The organism is Streptococcus mitis, from assembly GCF_946190375.1.
GTDB classification, from domain to species: Bacteria; Bacillota; Bacilli; order Lactobacillales; family Streptococcaceae; genus Streptococcus; species Streptococcus mitis_CJ.
Genome location: NZ_CAMIAF010000131.1, coordinates 1 through 242, shown reverse-complemented (window position 1 = coordinate 242; position 242 = coordinate 1). Strand labels below are relative to the sequence as shown.

The window sequence follows — 242 nt, the reverse complement described above, 5'->3', positions numbered from 1 at the left end:
GATTAAGCGGTGGTACTTGTTGTTGCTGACTCAGAAGCGCTTGTGCTTGCTGACGCTGATGCACTTGTTGATGCTGACTCAGAAGCTGATGTGCTTGCTGAAGCTGATGCACTTGTTGATGCTGACTCAGATGCTGATGTGCTTGCTGAATCTGAAGCACTTGTTGACGCTGAGTCAGAGGCAGATGTGCTTGCTGATTCTCTCGCTCTTGTTGACGCTGAGTCAGACGCTGATGTGCTTGC

Annotated in this window: 1 pseudogene; it reads left to right on the top strand. The window is 50.0% G+C overall.

The annotated features are described in order from the left end of the window. Positions 1 to 9 precede the first annotated feature (9 nt). Positions 10 to 242: pseudogene (locus N8M09_RS11060) on the top strand (MSCRAMM family adhesin SdrC); the annotation flags it as partial.